This is a genomic window from Dyella sp. LX-66, assembly GCF_018599165.1.
Classification (GTDB): Bacteria; Pseudomonadota; Gammaproteobacteria; order Xanthomonadales; family Rhodanobacteraceae; genus Dyella_D; species Dyella_D marensis.
The window spans coordinates 146,504-167,311 of the sequence record NZ_JAHFVJ010000004.1 but is presented as its reverse complement, the minus strand read 5'-3'; the positions used below and the strand labels follow the sequence as shown (position 1 = coordinate 167,311).

Here is a 20,808-nt window from a genome sequence, read left to right as displayed (position 1 = left end):
CCTAGACGTCGGTGAACAGCGCAAAGTGGTCACTGGTGCTGACGATGTGGCCGTAGCGTTCCCAGGCCAGCAGCATCGTAGCGTTGCCGGCATCGTAGTCGGCGGCGTCCGGCGCCTGCGGCCACACAAAGGGAATGATCGGCTCGATCTCGGCGGCGACGGCCACGCTGCCCGCCGATGCGCCCGCCGGTACCGGCGTGACGGCCGACAGTGGCGAGGAGACCACCGTGTTCATGATGGTGGTCTGGTAGTCGCGGCTGCCGTCCAGCGGCCATATCAGCACGTTGTCGATCGAATAATAGGCCGCCGACTGATAGCGGTACGGCGGGTAATACGACGCCGTCGAACCATTCGACCACAGGAAGCGCGAGGTCTGCCGGTTGCTCACCAGCGGCGGATCGTCGAGCGGATTGATATGCGTGCCGAAGTAGCCCTTCCATGCCTCCAGCGCGCCGGGTGTCGACGGTGCGCCGGCGGTGGGGCGCAGCAGCTGGCGATAGCTGTTGTCCTTGGTCAGCGGATCGAAGGTGGTGGTGAGCGTGCCGTCGTCCTGCAGCAGGTTGGCGTTGAAGTCGCCGCCGATGATGCGGGTTTCGTGGGTGCCCAGCGCGCCGGACACTTCGAACGCGGTGGACAGGTCGGTGATGTACCTGGCCGCGCCCGGCGCATTCGCCGGTGCATGCACGCCGAACAGGGTGAGGTTGCGCAGCGCGCCGCCGCTGGCCTGCTCGGTGAAGCTGACCATGAAGGGCGGCCGCGCCACGCCGAAGTCCAGATTGGCGCCAGCCGCGCCGCTGGTCAGCACGCGCAGCTGGATGCGCGCGCCCACCGTGTTCTCGGCGGTGGTGCCGTTGCCGTTGTGTAGGGCGCCGGCGGGAATGGTGCGCGCGGTGGTGGTCGGTGGCACCAGGAAGGCGTTGAGGTCCACGTTCTGGCCCAGCCGCTTGTTGGTGCCATAGGCGGCCGCCGGACGCGTGCCCGGCAGCAGCGACGGACCGTCCACGCCGCCGGGCCAGATGTTCGGGCCGGTGAAGTAGCGCTCAGTGGTGCCGGTGGTGCCCCGATAGAACACGGCAATCGCTTCCTGGCCCACGTTGCCGGGCTGGCCGGCAAGCACCAGCGGCGGCACCAGACGCCAACCGGCGCTTCTTACCGTCGGCGCCGTGGTGCGCAGCCAGTTGAGCAGTTCCACCGGTGCGGTGATGCGTTGCGCCATGCGGCTGCCCTTGGTCGATTGCGCCACGGTCTCGACGATCACGATGATGTCGGGGTTGGCCGCTTCGATCACGCGGTACAGCAGATCCTTGCGCGCCGTCGAGGACAGCGCCCAGGTCATGCCGGCATCGGTGTCGGTATCGCTGGAGGCGTTGTAGAAGCGCTTCTCGCCGAAATGCTCGACGTTCCAGAACAGGCAGCGGGTCATGGGCGTTCCTCGCCGGCGGAGATGAGTGCGGCGGATGGCGCCGGCGGCAGCGCGGGCGCCGCCTTCAGATCGTCGGCGACGTAGGCCGCATACCAGCCCAGGCTGCCCGGCCGCCCCGGATCGCCGAACAGGAAGAAGCGGATGGTGGCGCTGGGCGGCAGCTTGGCGATGCCGAAGATCTTCAGCGCGATGTCGTTGAGGCTCAGGCAGTAGTAATGCCGCGGCGGCGGTGGCGGCTGCTGGCCGGTGTCGGGCACTTCCTGGCGCGACAGCGCGATCGCGCCGACCGCGATCTTGAACACCCCTTGCACGCTGAAGAGCCGTGCGCCCGGTGCCGCGCCCGGCAGGCTCAGGCCGATGAACAGCGAGCGCGTGCCGGATCCGGCGGTGGACTTGGGCGACCACGCGATCAGCATGTTCGAACTGAAGCCCGCATTCGAAGCCAGTGCGCCGGGGCCGCCGAGCGTCACTTCGTACACCACGCCGTACCACGGCTCGGCCAGCCGTTCGAGCACCAGCGGCGAGGACACCGGCAGGAAGCCGAGCTGCGCCGGCGTCTGCGCATCGGTGACCTGCACGAAGCTCTTCAGCTGCAGCGAGAAGCCGCGGTACAGGCTGTCATCGCGCGCCTGGCTGGCGGTGGTGTCGTAGGCGAGGTTGGCCGTGTTGAGCACGAACGACACGGCGTTCGGCGTGACGGCGGGGAAGCTCATGTCGATGCTGAGATTGGAAAAGGCCAGGCCGCGGCCCAGCTGCGGCGGTGGCGTGCCGGGCGCGCTGCCGAAGGAAAGCACGTCCAGTAGCGAGCCGTCGGCGGCATCGAGCTGGACGAAATCGAACATGCCCCAGATCAGGAAGCGGCTGGCCACGGTGGCGCCGCCGTCGCGCGGGCCCAGCGTGTTGAACTGCACGCGATTGAAGGCCACCGCGCTCAGTACGTTGCTGTCGGTGGCGAAGATGCTCGGCGTGGTCTGCTCGAACACATAGGCGCCGCTGTCGCCCTGGGCGATATAGCTGCCGGTGAGCACCACCGCGGTTTCCGGCAGTCCTTCGCCGTTGCGGAAGGCCGCCGTCACGCGCGAACTGAACAGGCGGCGGCAGGTGAGCTGGATGCGGCTTTCGAAGCGCGTGAGTGCGCTGTTCTCGAACAGGCTGCGCAGTTGCAGCACGGTAAAGCCGAAATCCGCACTGACGGTGAACGGCACCGGCAGCTCGGGCGAGGCGCCGGCGAGCACGCCCTGCTCATAGGCGAGATTGCTGTAGTCGACCAACCCGAACCAGCTCGACGGCCCCTCCAGGCTGAGCTGTTTGTCCTTCACCTTGACCCGGCTCGCATTGAAACCGAAGTGATGCGAGTTGAAGCGGCTCAGGTCGATGCCCGCGGCCAGGCCCTGGATCTGCGGCGGCAGGTCGCCCGGGGCGAGGTCGGCGGCCAGCACGATCACGCCGTTCCAGTTCGGGTCGGTGACGATCTGCTTGAAGCGCTGGTAGAACGGCGCGGCCGAGCTGTTGCCGTCGGCCAGCGCGATCGCCGCCGCGATGTAGTCCTGCAGCCATTGCGAGAGGCCGGTATAGGCCAGCGCGTCGTTCTCGCGGCAGCTGCCGCCGGCGCGTACGGAGCCGAGGCTGCGCGCGGTGGACGGCGCGCGCCCGGACACCGAGAAGTTCGCTTCCGGCAGCAGCGAGAACACTTCCGGGTCGGTCCAGCGGTTGGGATTGGTGACGCGCTCGGCCAGGCTGCCGGCGCAGTACTTCATGATCATCACGTTCTTGTACGAGGTGGGCGTGGCGCCGCGGCCGACATTCGCCGTCATGGTCCAGCCGGCGATATCGGCGACGTTGGCGAATGCAGCGGGCGGGCGCACGAACGGATCGGGATTGACCGCCACCACGAACAGCTGGTTGGTCTGCAGCGCCTGCTGCACTTCGATGGTCGGTTGCTCGAAGGCGAACGGCAGCAGGCTGCCGTCGTCGCGTTCCGACTGCGCCAGCAGCACCTCCTGGTAGGCGCCGGAGGCCGGGTCGATGGTGACCAGCAGCCCTTGCGGCGTGGTGCTGGTGTCGGTCTTTGCCGCATCCACCCGCAGCGCGGCGGCGCGCAGCTGCCAGGTGGGCGTGGCGCCTTCGTTGATCAGCGTGCGGCGGGTGGGCGCGATGATCTCGCTTTCCATGCCGGTGATCAGGTCCGCGGTAACGCCCGCGCCGGTGCTGACGCCGGCATACGGCACGAGTGGAAAGCTGTGCGCCGGATCGCCGGACACCTCGGCCGACGGCGGCGTGGCGTTGAGCAGGCCCTCGGCGGTGGGCTTGCCGTACAGCGGCGCGCCTTCGGGTTCGGCGTGGTACTGCGCCTGCGGCGTGCCGCCGAGCGTCATCCACGACGTGAGATAGCGCGGATCCAGGCGCGGCTTGACGCAGCCGCTGGAGGGATTGTCCAGGTCCACCGTGGCGAACGGATACACCGGCGCATAACCCGGCTGCGACGGCAACCAGCGCATCGGGTTGCCGTTCGTGGCGCCGCCGACCGCCGGCAGAAAGCTCAGGCGCTCGGAGCCGAACAGGCCGCACAGCAGGTCTTCCTTGCCGTCGGTGCCGCCCGCGACCACGCCGTAGCTGCCGGCGGGCGCGAGATAGGCGACGCAGTTACGGGTAAGGGTATCCACCGGCGAGGCGGAGGCCAGCGCGAGTGCGCCGGCTGCCAGCGGCAGCGCGGTCACGGCCGGATCGCTGCCCAGCGGCAGCAGGTCGAGCGCATGGCCCTGCGCGGTGCGGAACTGGCTGGCCAGCGCGACGGACGGACTCAGGCCGAACGCGGTGCGCAACGCGCCGGCCGCCAAGGCGGCGGCGCCGAGCGTGCGGTTGTACGGATCGCTGGGGTCGACCACGCCGATGGTCGCCAGCTTGTCGGGCAGCTTGCCGAAGATCGGATAGTCCAGCCGCGTATCGGCGCCGCCGCCTTGCGTGGCGCGCACGGCATAGGTGCAGCCGACCGGCAGCATGCTGGCGGCGAAGGCGATGGCCGGCGTGATCTCGGCGGTAAACAGAAAGCCGCCGGCATTGGCGCCGGTGACCGGGATGCGTGCCTCTTGCTGCACGCCCGGGCTGACCACGATGCCGACCGGGCGCTGGCCGCGCTGGAAGCCGATGAACTCCTGTGTGCCGCGCCGGATCGCCAGCACCAGGGTCGCCGCCGCTTCATCGGCGCGGATATACAGATTGCGCAGCACGAAGAAGTTGAGCGTGGAGCCGAGCGAGACATTGAGGTTCGAAGTGAGCTGGTACAGCTTCTGGATCGGGTCCCACATGAAGGCGAAGCCGAATTCGCCGAAGGCGCCGAACACGGTCGGCGCCGAACTGGCCAGCCAGGCCGCGCCGCGCACATTGGGCGCGTTGACGGCGAAGTAGCGCAGCGCGTCCTCGGCGAATTTCTTCGGGTCGCTGTCCAGTGCGGCGGGCCGCGCCGACGCGAACAGATAGCTGCCCCCCTGATTGTCGAAGGCCGCCTTGAAACCGATCGCCGGCGGCAGGCTGCTGCCCTTGAGCACGTAGCCGGACCAGCCGGCCACCTGGTTTCCGGCCGGTATCTCGTACACCGCGCTGCCGCCAACTTGCTGGTACTCCACCGGGCTGGGCATGGTCATTCCTTCGTGGCGGTCGGGGGCGTGGGCGGCGGCGCACTCCAGGTCGCCAGCGCGCCCTGGAAGTGGACGTCCGGGAGATTCGACGAGGCGAAGTGGCCGTCGAGATAGACGGCGCCGTCCTGCAGCGCCGTGGCGATCTGGAAATCCAGCTGCAGGCCGGGATCGATACGTGCATTGCCGACGGTGGCGCCGCGGCCGGCGACGGCGTGGTTGGCGCCTTGCGACAAGGCGATGGTCAGCATGACCTGCTCGCCGCTGACGAAGGTGACCTGGGCCGATTGGGTGTCTTCCTGGACATGCGTGTCGGCGCGTATTTCCGGAGTGATCCATACCGTGCGGTCGAGGGTGCCGGCCAAGGAGCCCTGCAGCGCGGCCGCGCGCGGCGCGGGCACGGCAGCGGCCGGCGGCGCCGGCAGGCAGGCCGGCACCTTGTTGATGCAACCCGCCAGGAGGAGGGCGAGTCCCGCGATCCTCCAGGCGGCTTGCTTGCCCACTTGGCGCTTAGCGCTTCGAAGCCGGCGTGCGGCTCCTGAAGGTGCCGAGGGTCTTGCCGGTCATCACATAGGTGGTGCCGCTGTCGCGGATCTCGCCGTCGAGCACGACGGTGTAGAGGCCGCCGGACTGCGCCAGGTAGGTGACCGTCAGGCCCTTGAGGAAGCGCACCGTGGTGTTGCCGCGGTCGCGGTCGTTGACCGCCACGTCGCTGCCCGAGGACACGGCCGGGCTCCAGTAGGAGATGTTGTTGTCGTACTGGAAGGCCAGCTGGGTGTCGTCGTTGTCGTCGCCGCTGGCGCTGGCGACGCAATTGGAATTGGGCGTCAGCTTGGTATTGACGGTCTGGCCGGCTTCGAAATCGGTGACTTTGACTTGGGCGTTCATGACAGCTCCTGTTGAGTGGTGACGCTTCGGTGGGCCTGTATCCGCGAACTCGAACATGGCCGCCGAAAAGGGTGCGAGCACGTGCGTAGAGTTTTTGGATTCGGTGAAATCAGCCGTTGTCCGCGGCATTAGTTTTTCGGTTATGGAATAAGGGCAAAACATTCCCGTCGCCTCGTTATGAGGCGCCTAATCGAGCATTAATCGCCGATAGCGGGAATACGCTGCCCTGCGGCTATCCGCATGGCAGTTTTGCAGCGCGATGCCGCATTAATGCGGTCCGGCCGCGAGCGTATTCGCGCGCACTGCGGCAACGCCGCCCCGGATGGAGGCGGTCGGCATCGCCTGGCGGCGAAAAACCTGCTCTAGGTCAACGGACTATGCGCGCCGGGCATGGAACATCGGCGCGAAACGAATCGCTGGTATCTATGCATCTTGCCCCCTGTTGCGAACTGACAGACGTACATTCCATGACGAATGGTTCGCAGCCCCAGGCCGCATTCCACCGGCCGGAGACTTGCCTATGCGTAGCTGCAATCGGTCGCTTGCCTGGAGTGATATCCAGGAATGTGGGCGGGGAATGGCCGGTTCCAAAATGCGCGGTTACTTCCCGATCACTCGCCGAACATTGCAGATGGCGCGTGAAGAAAATGAAAATGCTCTGTATGGATAAACCTTAATGTGCGGATTACGTGGGGCTGACTTTATACGCTGCATCTCATATTGCGGTGCGGTTATGGGCATTACCTCATACTGTCATACGGGTTTTTGCGGGTTGCCTATTCTTGATAATCCGCCGCCTGGCCAATCATCGGGTCTCCGTCACGTTGCCCGGCACAGCCTCTTGCGGCCTGGTGGATGCCGCTCGTCCCGCGCAAGGGGCTTTTTGTCACCCGGTGCTTTTCGCGCAGGCGGAGCCGGCGCGATGGTTGGCCTGGTTCACCATGGCTTTGCAGAGGCGGGATACGCATGGCACATCGCTGGTTTGCGATCGGCGGCATGTTCGTGGTGCTTGGGCTGTTGCCGATCGCGGCATCGACCCTGCGAACGCCAGCGGCACCCACGCTGTTTCAGCCCGAGGCCGCTTGGCCGGAGGGTGACGATTCGGCGCCGGCATTCACACCCGACGGCAGGACGGTGTTCTTCGCCCATCGCCATGGCGCCGCCTCCAGCATCATGCAGGCGACACTGCGCGATGGCGCCTGGTCCGCGCCTCAAGTAGCGCCGTTCTCTGGAACCTGGCGCGATATCGAACCGGCGATGGCGCCGGACGGCTCCTATCTGGTGTTTATCTCCAACCGGTCGGCGCAGCAGGGCGGGGCGGTTTTGGACGGCTATTTCGGCGGGCAGGTGCAGCCCGGCCGCGGCGGCAATATCTGGCGCGTGGACCGCAAAGGCGACGGTTGGGGCGAGCCGGTGCGCTTGCCGGACATCGTCAACGCCAGCTCGGCGATTTATTCGCCTGCGCTGGCGCGCGACGGCAGCATCTATTTCAACCAGCCGGATCCGGTGACGCGCAAGAGCCATATCTATCGCGCCCAGGCCCGGCCCGGCGGCTTCGATGCGCCGGTGGCGCTGTCGATCAGCGACGGCACGCATCCGGGCTACGACGTGGCGGTGGCTCCCGATGAATCTTTCCTCGTGTTCTCCGCCAGCCGTGCGCCGGCGGCGAAGGATCAGTCGCTGCTGTTCGCTTCGTTCAAGCGCCACGGCCAGTGGAGCGAACCGCAAGCGCTCGATCCGCGGCTCGAGGGGCTGGAGGCGCGCCTGAGCCCCGATCTGAAGACGCTCTATTTCCAGGCGGATGCCGCCTCCGCGACGGCGACGCATGGCCGGATTTTCCAGGTCCCGCTGCAGGCCTATCTCCGCGCGCATTGATGGGGCACAGGGACGGGCCTGCTTGTATATGCATTTGGATCGTGACAAATTCGGCGGCGATCGATGTCTGAGCCGTCACCGCCGAGGGGCTGCATGGTTATCCTGGACTGGATCCGCAATCAGCTGGCCGATTTCTTCGGCCTGGGCGCCTGGCTGGACGTGATCGCGTCCGGCAACTACCAGAGCCTGCTCACCGTCGACGGCTTCGGCAGGCTGCTGGGTCCGATCATCCCGCTGCTGCTGGTGTTCGAGCTGGTGCGCGGCGTGATCCTACGCCGCACCCGGCGCGAGGATTACCAGGTGCCCTTGCTGGTGATGGTGCTGAACCGCTTTATCGGCAGCTTCCTCACCATCGCCATGGTCGGTTTCTGCATCGGCCTGTTCAACCGCTTCGCGCCGTTCCAGGCGGGCTTGACCTGGTACGGGCTGATTTACGGCTATGTGGTGTGGGAGCTGGCGCATTTCGTCTATCACTTCCTGGCGCACAAGGTGCGGCTGCTGTGGTGCCTGCATTCGACGCACCACGCGCCGGTGGCCATGAACCTGTCGGTGAATTACGCGCATATCTTTCTGGAAGGCCCGTATGCGGACTTCGTGCGCACCAGCATCTGCATGCTGCTGGGGGTGAGCCCGCCGCTGCTGATCCTGATCATGATCATCGACAGCTTCTGGGGACAGCTGATCCACCTGGGCGAGAACGTGCTGCCCAAGGGCAAGCTGGGCCTGCTGCATCGCGTGCTGCTGACGCCCTCGCATCACCGTGTGCACCACGCGCGCAACGTGCTTTACATGGATACGAATTTCTGCAATCTGCTGCCGATCTGGGATCGCGCGTTCGGCACCTACATGGATGCGCGCGACGATATCCAGATCGAATACGGCATCACGCGGCCGGTGAAGCGCTACAGCGTGCTCGACGCCTATCTCGGCGAATTCTGGCTGCTCGGCCGCGACGTGTGGCGCGCCCCCGGCCTGCACAACAAGCTGCTGTACCTGATCATGCCGCCGGGCTGGAGCCACGATGGCGACCACCACACCGCCAAGGTGGCGAAGGCTGCGCTGCTGGCGCAGGAAAGGGGCGAGATGCCCGCGATAAAACCCGCCGCCGCTTCCGCGGATTGATCCAGCGCTTCAGCGAGTCGCTGCCAGCGGCAAGGAAATGGTGAACACGGCACCCGCCGTCGACGCATTGCGCACCTGCAGGCGGCCGCCATGCTGCTGCACCAGGCTGCGCACCATGGCCAGGCCCAGTCCCGAGCCTTCGGCCTGCGGATCGACTTTCGCGGCCAGCGTCGCGCGCTCGCGGTAAGCCGATACCGTCAGCCGTGCCTTGAGCCGCTCCGGCAGCCCCGGCCCCGCATCGCGCACCTGCAGGATGGCCCAGTGCTCGTCGCTGCTGACCGCCACGCGCAGCAGGCCGCCGGAGGCGGCGTAGCGCAGCACGTTGTCGAACAGGTTGGAAAGAATCTGGCGGATGCGGTCGGGATCGGCCGTCACCATCGCCCGCTCGGTGCGCAGGTCGCTGCGGATGCCGCGCCGCTGCGCCAGGGCGACATAGGCTTGCAGGTGCTCCTCCACCAGCGCGGCAAGGTCAAAGGAAACGCATTGCAGCGAGAGCCGTCCGGCTTCCGACAGCGAGAGCACGCGCAGGTCTTCCACCAGCCGCCCGAGGTGGATCACCTGGCCGAGCAGCTTCTGGTATTCGCCGGACGATCCTTCGATCACTTCATCGCACAAGGCATGCAGGCGGCCCTGCAGGATCGCCAGCGGCGTGCGCAGTTCGTGCGCGATCGCGGCGGCGGTTTCCTTGCGCTCGCGCTCCAGCGATTCCAGCGACGCGGCCATCTGATTGAAATGCGCGACCAGTTCCACCAGTTCGCCGCTGCCGGTGACGCGATCGGCGCGCGCGGCCAGGTCGCCGCTGGCGATGCGCATGGCCGCATCGGCCATCGACGACATCGGCCGCGTCAGCGCACGGGCGAGCAGGAACGCCACCACGCTGGCCAGCACGGTGCAGATGATCAGGGTGAACACGACGGCGGCCGCGTCGCCATACAAGGGGTCGTTCTTCCAGTAATGCCCGTAGATCTGCAGCGCGCGCAGGCTGCCATCCTGGCCGGAGCTGTCGATCGCCAGCATTTCGGCGCGCAGCCCGGGCGGCAGCGTGGCCATGAACTCATGCAGTTGCAGCGCCTGCAGTGCCCACAGGCTGGACAGCAGCACCGCTACGGTGAGTGCGATCACCAGGGTGACGTAGATGCCCAGGCGCACCCAGGTGTATTTCAGGATTCGGGCCATAAGCGATACCCCACGCCGCGCACGCTTTCGATCAGCGGGCCGGCGCCGGCCTGCTGCAGTTTCTGGCGCAGCTTGCTCAGGTGCGAGTCGATCACGCGCTCCAGCGCATCGCTGTCGGGCAGGCAGGCCTGGATCAGGTCCTGGCGCGCGAAGCAGCGCCTGGGATGGCGTCCCATATAGGCGAGCAGGCGGAACTCGGTGCGCGTCAGCATCAGCGGCTGCGCCTGGCCGTCATCGCCGACGATGCTGACCTGATGTGCGTCGTGATCGATCTGGATGCGCCCGACCTGGGTCGGACGCGCCGCGCGGACGGATGCCTGCTGCCGCCGCAGCACCGCCTTTACCCGCGCCACCACTTCGCCGGGATTGAAGGGTTTCACCACGTAGTCGTCCGCGCCCACGTGCAGGGCGACCAGCTTCTCCATGTCGTCGGCCAGCGCCGTGACCATGATGATCGGCGTATCCCAGCCGCGGCGGATTTCGCGCAGCACGTCCATGCCGTTGAGTGCAGGCATGCGGATATCCAGCAGCACCAGGTCGGGCTTCATCTGCTGGTGCAGTTGCAGCGCGCGTTCGCCGTCCTGTGCGCGCTGGGTCTGGTAGCCGTCGCGCCGCAGATAGCTGTCGAGCACGTCGGCGATATCCGGTTCGTCTTCAACGATAAGAATCAGAGGTGCGTTTGCCACGATAGCTTCGATTCGACGCGAGTTACGACAAAGTCCTTCTTGCAGAAAATCATCGTGACGCATTCCAGCCGTGCACGCCAGCGATCAAATCTCTCCATCGAATCTCCATAAAACCTGCACGCGCCGTCCATTCCCGCGAGTAGCTTGCAGGTGTCGCCGGGTGTAGTTGCCGGCTTTTCGAACAACGACAACAACAACGTCGCCACGATCGACGGATCATCCCCTGGGCCGACGGCTTCCCCCGCGGCCTTATTTTTTTTCTGCGGGCGCATGGGGATGAAGCGATGCAGTCGCCGCGATCCACGCGGCTTACACGCTTTATCCATCGAATCTCCATCCAGGCGCTTATGTTGAATTTCCATAAATACGAAAGCCCTTCGGATGGCCGGCGCACATCCGAGCGCGAGGGCGAGCCGGTCCGCGTCCGAATCGATCGAGCAGTCAGGCGCACGGGCCAGGAGAGGTCCGGAGCCATCCATCACTGATCCAGTTTCAACGAGGGGAGAACTATGTATCCGATGCAGCGCAAGCTCGTCTTGCGGCATACCGCCATGGCTTTGGCTCTGGCCTTCGCGTTCGGCGATGCCGCCTGGGCGCAGTCCAATACCTCCGGCGCGATCTACGGCCAGGTGGCCGGCGGCGCCGGCAGTACGGTGCAGATCGAAAATACCGACAACGGCATGACGCGCACGGTGACCTTGGACAGCGACGGGCGCTACCGCGCGTCCTCGCTGCCGGTCGGCCATTACAAGGTGAGCCTGCTTAAAGATGGGCAGCAGGTCGACAGCCGCGGCGGCATCAACGTCACCATCGCGGGCAACTCGGAAGTGTCGTTTGGCGGCGGCAGCCCCAAGACGCTCGAAGGCGTGACCGTGGTGGCGTCGGCGCTGCCGAGCATCGACGTGTCGTCGGTGGATACGCGCACGGTGTTCACCTCCGACCAGCTGGCCAGGATCCCGGTGGCGCGCAATGTGCTGGCCGTGGCCTTGCTGGCGCCGGGTGTAGTGCCGGGCGACAACCGCTTCGCCAATGCGGGCCTGGCTATCGGCGGTTCCGGCATTTCCGAGAACGCGTATTCGATCAACGGCTACAACGTCACCAATCCGCTGAACAACGAGACCTTCTTCGAGCTTCCGTTCGGCGCGATCGACCAGCAGCAGATCCTGCTGGGCGGCGCCGGCGCCGAGTTCGGCCACAGCACCGGCGGCTTCATCAACCTGGTGGGCAAGCGCGGCACCAATGAATGGAAGGGCGGCGTGGCAGCATTCTGGCGGCCCGATTCGCTGCGCGGCGATCCGCGCAATTACTATTATCCCGAGCATCCCGATGCCCAGTCGCTGGCGCTCGGCTCCGGTCCGTTCAATCACCGCGACGACAACGGCAACCTGCTGACCGACGAAGAAGGCATCAACCGCCCGTTCGGCTCCAACGGCAAGCTGCGCCGCTATCGCGCCAAGAACACCTATGGGCAGTTCGATTATTCGGCCTGGATCGGCGGCCCGCTGATCAAGGACCGCCTGTTCTTCTTCGGCGCGGCCGAGTTCACCAAGACCGACCAGCAAGGCACGCTGTCCACCAGCGATGCGGCCTATACGCCCACCGGTGGGCTTACGCCGTCGGGCGCGAACAACCCCAACGGCGGTTTCCAGAAGAGCCACGACAAGGCCACCAAGTGGTACGCCAAGCTCGACTGGAACATCACCGACAGCCATCTGCTGGAACTGACCGCGCTGCAGGACAATGCGCAGAGCACGCAGCGCAACTACGGCTGGAGCAATGCCACGCTGTCGCCGCTGAACCACAACGCCAGCGCCGACGGCCGCCTGAAGAACAATAACGAACTGTATCTGGGCAAATACACCGGCTATATCACCGACGATTTCACCGTCACCGCGCTGTACGGCGAAAGCAAGACCTACCAGCCGAACCTGGCGAATATCCCCGATTATCCGCTGGTGCGCGTCTCGCCCAATGCGCCGGCTGCGGTGCGCAATCAATATCATGCCTACCAGCCGCTCAGCGTGGTGCCCTACGACACCACCAACAAGACCAAGGGCTGGCGCCTGGACCTGGAATACCGGCTGGGCGCGCACGACCTGCGCGGCGGTATCGACCGGCAGACCTTGCATACCGCGGCCGGCGAGGCCTATGTCAATTCCGACAAGTACCGCGGTTATTGGCGTTATGGCGTGGGCAATACCGTCCAGCTGATCACGCACAAGCAAGGCGGCCAGTACAAGCTCGAACAGGACGCGTATTACCTCGAAGACCACTGGCAGGTGTCGGATCGCTGGCTGGCGTATCTGGGCGTGCGCAACGAGGCGTTCAAGAACTACAACAGCGCCGGCCAGGTATTCATGAAGCAGAGCAACCAGTGGGCGCCCCGGCTGGGCGTGAGCTGGGACGTGCACGGCGATGCCAGCCTGAAGATCTACGCCAATGCCGGCCGCTATTACCTGGCGCTGCCCAATGGCGTGGCGATCCGCGGTGCCGGCGGTTCGCTCAATACACAGCAGACGTTTACCTATAGCGGCATCGATCCGAAGACCGACCTGCCGCTCAACCTGGTCGCACAAGGCCCCGCGCTTTCCCCGAACGGCGAGTTCGGCCAGCCGCGCGATCCCAGCACCGCGCACATCAAGGACCTGCGCTCGCATTACCAGGATGAATTCATCCTGGGCGCGGACCAGCAATTGACGCCCTCGCTCACCGTCGGTGCGCGCGCCACCTATCGCCAGCTGAAATCGCAGGTGGACGACACTTCCGATCCGCATCCGGTGTGCGCGTATCTGGCCAGCCATTACCAGGATTACAGCAGCGTCGCCGACTGCCTGGGGCGCCTGACCTATCCGGGCGTGATCTTCAATCCCGGCCGCGGCGCGGAGTTCGACGTCAACGTGGCCAAGCCGGGCGCCACGCCGGTGCTGCGCCACGTGCAGCTGAGCGCGCAGGATTTCGGCATGCCCAAGCCTAAGCGCAAATACCTGGCGCTGGACCTGTATGCGGAGCATCCGTTCGACGGCACCTGGTATGGCCGCGTCGACTACGTGTGGTCGCACAACTGGGGCAATACCGAAGGCCAGATCAAATCGGACATCGTGCAGGAAGACGTGGCCGCTTCGCAGGACTGGGATTATCCGCAGTTCATGCGCTACGCCAGCGGTAATCTGCCGAACGATCGCCGCCATGCGATTCGTGCCTTCGGCTATTGGCAGCTCACGCCGGAATGGCTGATCAGCAGCACGGTGACGGCGACGTCCGGACGCCCGAAGAACTGCCTGGGTCCCTGGTTCGCCGGCCCGGATGGCGTCTACACCGATCCGGCCGGTTATATGGGCCGCGACGGCGATAACGGCGCCTACCACGTCTGCTACGGCCAGGTGTCGTCGCGCGGTTCCAAGGGCACGCTGCCATGGACGTATCGCCTGGACGTGGGTGCGCAGTGGCGCCCGGCTTTTGCCGACCACAAGCTCGCCTTCGGGCTGGACGTGTTCAACGTGTTCAACCAGCAGCGCGCCGTCTCGATCAACGAGAGTTCGGTGGGCGGGCAGGTGGGCAGCAATGCCGACGGCAGTTCGCTGGGCGGTTCGCCGAACAATATGTACGGAGGCATCCAGGGTTATACCGAGCCGCGTTACGTGCGGATCTCGGCGCAGTACGACTTCTCGCTCTAATCGGCTTCTTGCCGATGTGCCGAAAGCCACCACCGGAAACGGTGGTGGCTTTCGTTTGCACCCATTCCGTTCGCGCACGGCGCCGCTCACTCGGCGTACGAGAGCTGCCACTCCTGCACCGGCCTGGCGGCGTTTCTCGACAGCAGCACGAATGGGGCATTGGGCGCTTCCTGGAAATACAGCGCCATCGCCGGGCCGTCCGCCGCATCCGGAGCGGGCGCCAGCAGCCACTCCACCTGGGCCTTTGCCGCGCGCAACGACGACATGGCCGCCTGGCACGAACGGAACACCGGAATATCCAGCGGCGCGATGCGCCAATAGGTAGGCACGTGGCGCAGCGTCCAGATCGTGCGGCGGGACGAAGCGGCCATCAGCGTGAGCAGGAAGGTTTCACTGGAGCCGCTCGCCGTCGACACCGGCAGCCGGATCGCCAGCCGCGGCGCTTCGTCCGGATCGTTTCTGCCGCCCACCACGGCAAAACGCACCGCATAGGGGTCGGCGCTGGCGCAGTCCAATAGATGGTCAGCGGGTGGCGTGGCTAGCTGGAACATCGGCGACCTCCGACGGAAGAATGCAATTTGTCGACGAGGACGGTCGCGAAATTTGAAATAGCGTGCCTATGGTTGAAACGACGGCCGGTTATATACGGCTAGAAATAAGTGCGCGCGCCACGATCAATCGCGCTACGCTTGAGCAGGCCGGCCGGTGACGGGGCAAGGATGGCCGCCAGGGATTTCATCTACGGAAGGAGCAAGGATATGCAAAGGCTGTGCTTGAAAGGATGGGCAGTGGCGCTGGCATGGGCGGGAATGGCCATGCAGCCCGCATTGGCGCGGGGCTACGAAGAAGCTGCTGCCAAACCCGCTGCGCCATCGGCGGCGGCACCGGACCAGGGGTCGTTTTCCGCCACGGAAATACACGAGTTTCTCGATCGGGCGCATCGCGCCGAAGCCATTGCCGATCCGTTGCAGCGCTGCATCGCGTATCCCGATCCGCCGGGCAGCCATTGGTCGCCGGCGGCGACGCGAGCCTATTGCACGTATCACATGCAGACCTTGATGTCTTATGAAGAGATCAAAGGCCTGATCGAATCGGGCAAGGCCGCGCAACTGGATGCCTACTTGAGCGATGCCGCGAAGAAGCAGCTGACCCAGCCGGGATCGGCGGGGTTGCTTGATCACATCTACATTTCCTATTTCTCGGACGCTTCGGCCGAAACCCATGCCTTGGTCGAGTCATGGAAACGCCAGCGGCCGAAGAGCGCATTCGCGCTGGCGGCAAGCGGTCGCTATGCATTGGTGATGGGGTGGCGGGCCCGCGGCAGCGATTACGCGAGCGAAACGCCGCAAGAGAATTTCCAGGGCATGGACAAATGGTTCAAGCTCGCGCGTAAGGATCTGGAACAGGCTGTCGCACTGGATCCACGGGTGATCCCCGCTTACTCGGCGATGATCAATCTGGCCAAGGCCCATGTGGACCGGGAGTACGAGAGAGCGGCCGCCCGCAAGGGGCTGGCGGTGGATGCGGCCAGCTACGCGATATACGGCCAGCTGGTCGCGATGGCCGAACCCAGGTGGGGTGGTTCGCTGGGTGAGATGCAGCGAATCGCCGGCGAGGCTCAGGCCCATGCGAAGGACAACGGCTTGTTGAAACTGCTGTTGCCTCTGGCCGATGCCTACGAGGCGAAGCTCATCGACTGCGACTGCGCCGACCCCGCTGCCTACCGCCGGATCCTGGACCAGATGCCTTCCGGCGAACTCTTGAGTGGTGCGGCGAATGCTGTCGACTCGGCCAACAAGGCGGATCTGGCGGTCGTTTACCAGTCCGAAGTCATTCGCTTCTATCCCTGGGCGGACACCGTGAAGGCAAAGCGCATGCGTCACCTGATTACATTCGGGGAAAAGGCCTGGAGCAAATCGGATGCCGACGCGCTGTCGGCCAATCCCGATCTCGATCGGCGTTCGCTGGAGGCCATGAACAACGTCTACATGACCGTCGGCGATTTCGAAGCGGTCAAGAAAACCTTCGCCAGGCTGGACGAGCTTCACGCCAGGGGCGAGTGACCGACCGGCGCCCCGTCCCTGGGGCGCCGACGTTTCGAAGGCTTACGCGGCCGGGCAGAGTGAACCAGCCTGCTACAAGGCGTGGAATTCCACCGACGATGTAATCAATAAAGAAGGTATTGCTCCTGGAAGGTTCGTGGCCAGGGCCAGCCAGCTGCCCAGATATCGCCGATCGAGTTACCCTAAACACCCAGGGCGGAGCCTCGCGAACTGCATGAGATCGATATCGACACCTGTCGATCGGCGATCGGCAGTAGCGGCCCGGTATTTCATTTAAGAAAAGGGTAGGGATATGCGGTCACCATGCTTGAAGGTGTTGACGATCGCGCTGATGTCGATGGGCGTGATCATCCACCCGGCGTCGGCGAAGGGATACGAAGGAAAGCCGGTAAACGCGGCACACCAGTTGGCGGCAGGCCAGGGGGCGCCATCCTTCTCGGACGGGGAAGTGCACGATTTTCTGCAGCAGGTGCATCGCGCGGAAGCCATCAGTGATCCTCTCCAGCGCTGCATCGCTTATCCGGCGCCGCCAGGCAGTCATTGGTCTGCTGCCGTGGCGCAGGCCAATTGCGCCTACCACATGCAGCCTGTGATGCCTTATCAGGACATGAAGGCCTTGGTCGAATCGGGGCGCGCTGCGGAACTCGATGCCTACCTGAAGCATGCCCAGCAGAAGCAGTTGACTCGCGCCGACTCGCGAAGCTTGCTCGATTACATCTACTTTTCGCGCTTCCTCGATCCCTCGACGGAAGCCCTCAACCTGATCGAGGCCTGGCACCGCCAGCAACCGAAGAGTGCGTTCGCTCTGACGGCGCGTGGGCGCGTGTATCTGGAGCGGGCCTGGCAGGATCGCGGAGGCCAATATGCGAGCCAGACGCCGCCCGAGAATTTCGCGCGCATGGAGCATTGGCTCCAGCTTGCCCGCAAGGATCTGGACCAGGCCATTGCCATCGACCCCAAAATCATCGCTGCCTATTCGGCGATGATGAGCATCGGCATGCTGGAGGGTGATCAGGCGTACGTCGCGAACGCCTCTCGCAGGGCTCTGGCTGTGCAACCTGGCAACTTTTACATTTATGGCGTGCGCGTGCTGGTCGCGGAACCGAAATGGGGCGGTTCGATCGACGAGATGAAGCGCATCGTTCAGGAGGCCCAGACACACGCCAAGGACAACGAACTATTGAAGCTCCTGTTGCCTGCGCCAGCGGCCTATGCGGCTAACCTCTCCGGTTGCGATTGCGATGATGCGGCCAAGTTGAGTGCATATCGCAGGATCCTGGATCAAATGCCTACCGTGGAGGTTCTCGCGGCCTCGGCAAGCGCTCTAGACAAGGCTGGGAAAACGCAGCTCGCGGTGGTTTATCAGTCCGAAGTGCTTCGTTTTCGTCAGTCGGACGACATGTTGAGGGTGAAGCGCATACCGAACCTGATCGCGTCCGGAGAAAAGACTTGGGCCAAAAAGGAGGGCGACGACTTGCTGGCGAAACCCTCTGCAGACCCCGCCGCCGTGTCGGCACTGATTCAGGTCTATATGTCGCTCGGTGACCAGGAGGCGGTCAAGAAAGCCTTCGCCAAGATGGACGAACTTCGTCCGAAGGGAAGGTAGCTGGCGAGTCCCACATGGACGCCATCATCAAAAAGCATGGTCGGCGGCAGGCTTATCAGCTGGCCGCCGGGCAAGGCGAAGCATTCTGCTGCTTTGCGTGGAATTCAATGGACAGGCCCAGGTCGTCGACGGTAGGCGCCAGCACCGATTCTCCCCACAGTCCCCGATACGTCGTCAGCTTCTGCTGATAACCACGTTCCACCCACCGCTGCGCACGCCCAAGATCGGTCACCCCATAACTCACGCCGAGAATGCGCGGGCCCGCAGCCATCGCCTGCGCCGCCAGCCCGGCACCATCCGGCTGCAACGCCAGCAATGCCGTCGGCCCCACCGGCACGCAGAACCCCTTCGCGCCCAGCTGCGGCAGTTTCACCGGCACCGCATGGCCGAAGCCCATGTTCTCCAGCTGCTTGCGATCGGCATCCGCATCGGCCGACACCAGCCAGATCGAGGAAAGCTCGCGCGCGCCATTGGGGTGTTCGCGCGTCACCCGGTAATCGGCGGTATTGGCGGGGTCGAACTGATCCGGCGCGTAATCGGCCTTGTAATCGATAAAGAAGGTATTGCTCGACAGCGGCGCCTTGTCGAAGGCGAACAGGCGCCAGCCGGGCTTGGCGCTGTCGGGGCCGGAGAAGAACGGCGTCACCGCATATTGCTTGGCCTGCAGCGAGCTGCGGATGGCGTCGAGCTGGGAGCTGCGGAAACCGAAGGCGCGCGAACCGGGGCCGCCCTTCAGCGCTTCCTGGTCTTCCTTCATGCCCGGATCGAACTTGGGATTCGGCTTGGTGATGCCGAGGATTTCGATAAAGCTGCTGTCCGCCAGGCGGATATAGCGGTTGGCGACACCCTCCGGATCGCGCCCGGGGCGGACCTGGAAGCCCAGCTTCACCGCCATCACCGAGGTGATCTGGTCGATGCCGTGGCCCCACAGCAGGATATGGTCGAGCCGGGTGGGGGCCGTTGCGGGGGCGGCGTGGGCCAGGCCCGCCGACAGCAGGCAGGCCGAGGCGATCAGGGTCAGGCGCATGCGGAACCTCATGGGGAAGAATAAAGCGATGCTGCGGGCGCGCCGCGTTATCGGGGCCGCCCGGTGGCGCTCTTTATGGTCGGTCCGGCCGGCACCGGCAAGGACAATTTCCGGACAAAAACCGCCAGCGGCTTTCAGGCGCCCGCGCTGCGGCGCAGCGACTGCGGCGACATGCCGAAGCTGCGCACGAAGGCGCGGCGCATGCGGCTGGAATCGCCGAAGCCGGTGGAGGCGGCGATATGGTCCAGCTGCATATGGCTGGTTTCGACCGCGACGCGCGCGGCTTCCAGGCGCAGGCCTTCCACCACTTTGGCGGGCGTGGCGCCGATCTCCGCGGTAAAGGCGCGGGCGAAGTTGCGCGGACTCATCGCGGCCCGCGCGGCCAGGCGTTCCACCGTCATCGGTTCGGCCAGGCGCGTGCGGATCCAGCCGATCAGGTCGCCGAAGCGGCCGGTCTTGCCGCCTTGTTCCACCAGCACCGAATACTGCGACTGCCCGACGTGGCGCCGTTGATGCACCACCAGCTGCTGCGCCGTGCGCCGTGCGATGCCGGGACCGAGGTCGTCCTCCACCAGGGCCAGTGCCAGGTCGATCCCGGCGGCAATGCCCGCCGAGGTCCACACTTCGCCGTCGCGGACGAACATGCGGTCCGCATCCAGCTTCACCTGCGGATACAGCCGGCGGAAGCGCTCGGCGGCGGCCCAATGCGTGGTGGCGCGCCGGCCATCGAGCAGGCCGGCCTGGGCGAGGAAGAACGCGCCCGAACAGACGCCCGCCACGCGGCGCCAGGCTTCGGCGCCCAGGCAGGCGACGATGTCGGCGTGGCTTTCCTCCACCTGCGCCAGGTTGCCGCCGGAGACGATCACCGTGTCGAAATGCCTGGGTTCGATCGGCGTGGCCGCCAGGCTCACCCCCGACGAACTGCGCACCACGCCGCCGCCGGGGGACAGCACGCTGATCGCATAGCTGTCCGGCCGGAAGCGCTCCGCCATCTCGAAGACGGCCACCGGGCCGGCCGCGTCCAGCAGCTGGAATCCCGGGAAAACGACGATGGCGATCTCGCGGCGCATGGCGGCAGTGGCTTGGCTTCGATGCAATGGCCGGAAAGTGGCCCAAGGGCGCGGCGGGCGTCAAGTCGACGGCCCGCCGCGGCGGCTTATTTCCCGGTCTTGATCGCCACGCCGGTGATTTCGAAATGCGCGCCCAGCAGCAGCTGGGAACTGCCGGTGAAAGTGCGCGCCGGGAAACCGTTCTTGAAATAGGTGCGGTAGACCGAATTGAACTGCGGGAACAGGCTCAGGTCCGTGCACAGCACGTCGATCTTCACGATGTCGTCCATGCTCATGCCGGCCGCTTCCACCGTGTGCTTGAGTTCCTCCAGGGCCAGCCGGGTTTCCTCTTCCGCGGACTTCGGCACCTGGTTGTGCGCATCCACGCCGATATAGCCGGACAGATACAAGGTATTTCCGACCAGCACCGCATCGCTCCACGGCGACTTGGCCACTTCCGCCGGCGTGCGGCCGATGACGATGTGCTTGCGGCCATCCTGCTGCGCCAGCGCGGGCAGGGTGGCCAACAGCAGGATGGTCGAAGCGACAACGTGGGTAGATAGCTTCATCGCAAACTCCTCGGGGGT

The 20,808-nt window shown here is 65.3% G+C and carries 16 protein-coding genes; 5 read left to right on the top strand and 11 right to left on the bottom strand.

The features are described 5' to 3' along the window. Position 1 precedes the first annotated feature (1 nt). The 4 genes from KK141_RS09825 to KK141_RS09810 are packed head-to-tail and all read right to left on the bottom strand — an operon-like array spanning position 2 to position 5,943. A complete protein-coding gene (locus KK141_RS09825) occupies positions 2–1,423 on the bottom strand; it encodes an endonuclease/exonuclease/phosphatase family protein (protein WP_214570572.1) in 1,422 nt (473 codons plus the stop codon). Further along, the gene (locus tag KK141_RS09820) at positions 1,420–5,058 is read right to left on the bottom strand and encodes a hypothetical protein (RefSeq protein ID WP_214570573.1); all 3,639 of its coding nucleotides are present in this window, start codon (positions 5,056–5,058) and stop codon (positions 1,420–1,422) included. Before KK141_RS09820 ends, KK141_RS09825 begins: the two co-directional genes overlap by 4 nt. A 2-nt stretch (positions 5,059–5,060) precedes the next feature. Then, positions 5,061–5,558, bottom strand: coding sequence for a hypothetical protein (locus KK141_RS09815; protein WP_214570574.1), 498 nt, complete (start codon positions 5,556–5,558; stop codon positions 5,061–5,063). Between the two features lie 7 nt (positions 5,559–5,565). Then, positions 5,566–5,943 (bottom strand): hypothetical protein, encoded by a 378-nt coding sequence (locus KK141_RS09810; RefSeq protein ID WP_214570575.1) that lies wholly within the window; start codon positions 5,941–5,943, stop codon positions 5,566–5,568. 966 nt (positions 5,944–6,909) lie between these two features. Here KK141_RS09810 and KK141_RS09805 point away from each other — a divergent pair. Next, on the top strand, positions 6,910–7,818 hold the full coding sequence (locus KK141_RS09805; protein WP_214570576.1) for a PD40 domain-containing protein: 909 nt from the start codon (positions 6,910–6,912) through the stop codon (positions 7,816–7,818). Positions 7,819–7,911: 93 nt separating this feature from the next. Beyond that, complete coding sequence (locus KK141_RS09800) at positions 7,912–8,940, top strand: sterol desaturase family protein (protein WP_214570577.1); 1,029 nt, start codon at positions 7,912–7,914, stop codon at positions 8,938–8,940. Positions 8,941–8,949: 9 nt separating this feature from the next. Here KK141_RS09800 and KK141_RS09795 read toward each other — a convergent pair whose 3' ends face one another. From KK141_RS09795 to KK141_RS09785, 3 genes are read right to left on the bottom strand one after another with little or no spacing between them, the layout of a single operon-like run. Then, positions 8,950–10,116, bottom strand: coding sequence for an ATP-binding protein (locus KK141_RS09795; protein WP_214570578.1), 1,167 nt, complete (start codon positions 10,114–10,116; stop codon positions 8,950–8,952). Then, positions 10,101–10,814 carry a response regulator gene (locus tag KK141_RS09790; RefSeq protein ID WP_345777565.1) on the bottom strand — a complete coding sequence of 238 codons (714 nt, stop codon included), beginning with the start codon at positions 10,812–10,814 and terminating at the stop codon, positions 10,101–10,103. The genes KK141_RS09795 and KK141_RS09790 overlap by 16 nt, the downstream gene beginning before the upstream one ends. After that, a complete protein-coding gene (locus tag KK141_RS09785; RefSeq protein ID WP_214570580.1) occupies positions 10,784–11,281 on the bottom strand; it encodes a hypothetical protein in 498 nt (165 codons plus the stop codon). Before KK141_RS09785 ends, KK141_RS09790 begins: the two co-directional genes overlap by 31 nt. A gap of 72 nt (positions 11,282–11,353) precedes the next feature. Here KK141_RS09785 and KK141_RS09780 point away from each other — a divergent pair, with 72 nt between their 5' ends. After that, positions 11,354–14,476 (top strand): TonB-dependent receptor, encoded by a 3,123-nt coding sequence (locus KK141_RS09780; RefSeq protein WP_214570581.1) that lies wholly within the window; start codon positions 11,354–11,356, stop codon positions 14,474–14,476. Between the two features lie 86 nt (positions 14,477–14,562). Here the strand turns inward: KK141_RS09780 and KK141_RS09775 are convergent, their stop codons facing one another. Further along, entirely contained in the window at positions 14,563–15,027 is a 465-nt protein-coding gene (locus KK141_RS09775; RefSeq protein ID WP_214570582.1) for a hypothetical protein, read from the bottom strand. Positions 15,028–15,234: 207 nt separating this feature from the next. Here KK141_RS09775 and KK141_RS09770 point away from each other — a divergent pair, with 207 nt between their 5' ends. Then, positions 15,235–16,539, top strand: coding sequence for a DUF4034 domain-containing protein (locus KK141_RS09770; protein WP_214570583.1), 1,305 nt, complete (start codon positions 15,235–15,237; stop codon positions 16,537–16,539). Between the two features lie 316 nt (positions 16,540–16,855). Then, positions 16,856–18,145, top strand: coding sequence for a DUF4034 domain-containing protein (locus tag KK141_RS09765; protein WP_214570584.1), 1,290 nt, complete (start codon positions 16,856–16,858; stop codon positions 18,143–18,145). Positions 18,146–18,200: 55 nt separating this feature from the next. On the opposite strand, the gene KK141_RS09760 is transcribed toward KK141_RS09765, so the two are convergent. The 3 genes from KK141_RS09760 to KK141_RS09750 all read right to left on the bottom strand — a co-directional run bounded on the left by KK141_RS09760 (position 18,201) and on the right by KK141_RS09750 (position 20,790). Next, on the bottom strand, positions 18,201–19,172 hold the full coding sequence (locus tag KK141_RS09760) for a VOC family protein (RefSeq protein ID WP_214570585.1): 972 nt from the start codon (positions 19,170–19,172) through the stop codon (positions 18,201–18,203). A gap of 134 nt (positions 19,173–19,306) precedes the next feature. Further along, on the bottom strand, positions 19,307–20,242 hold the full coding sequence (locus KK141_RS09755; RefSeq protein WP_214570586.1) for a GlxA family transcriptional regulator: 936 nt from the start codon (positions 20,240–20,242) through the stop codon (positions 19,307–19,309). An 86-nt stretch (positions 20,243–20,328) separates the two neighbouring features. Beyond that, positions 20,329–20,790 (bottom strand): RidA family protein, encoded by a 462-nt coding sequence (locus KK141_RS09750; protein WP_214570587.1) that lies wholly within the window; start codon positions 20,788–20,790, stop codon positions 20,329–20,331. Positions 20,791–20,808 lie beyond the last annotated feature (18 nt).